The organism is Salinivibrio sp. EAGSL, from assembly GCF_013366455.1.
In the GTDB taxonomy this organism is placed as follows: domain Bacteria; phylum Pseudomonadota; class Gammaproteobacteria; order Enterobacterales; family Vibrionaceae; genus Salinivibrio; species Salinivibrio costicola.
Window position 1 is genome coordinate 1 of record NZ_JABWMG010000070.1, and the last position, 312, is coordinate 312.

Annotated in this window: 2 tRNA genes; both read right to left on the reverse strand. The window is 54.8% G+C overall.

Annotated elements, in window-relative coordinates:
• Positions 1-81: 81 nt before the first annotated feature.
• Positions 82-157: transfer RNA gene (locus HLG76_RS14730), tRNA-Val, on the reverse strand.
• A 12-nt stretch (positions 158-169) separates the two neighbouring features.
• Positions 170-245: transfer RNA gene (locus HLG76_RS14735), tRNA-Ala, on the reverse strand.
• Positions 246-312 lie beyond the last annotated feature (67 nt).

Sequence of the window (312 nt, forward strand, 5' to 3'; positions counted from 1 at the left end):
ACTGCTGACCTCCTGCGTGCAAGGCAGGCGCTCTCCCAGCTGAGCTATAGCCCCAATAATGGCTTTTTCTCTATTGAGAAATGGTGGGCGATACCGGGCTCGAACCAGTGACCCCCTCCTTGTAAGGGAGGTGCTCTCCCAACTGAGCTAATCGCCCATCTTTCAGACTTGGTGGAGCTAGGCGGGATCGAACCGCCGACCTCTTGCATGCCATGCAAGCGCTCTCCCAGCTGAGCTATAGCCCCGCGTCTGAGAAATGGTGGGTTGTACAGGATTCGAACCTGTGACCAATTGATTAAAAGTCAACTGCTC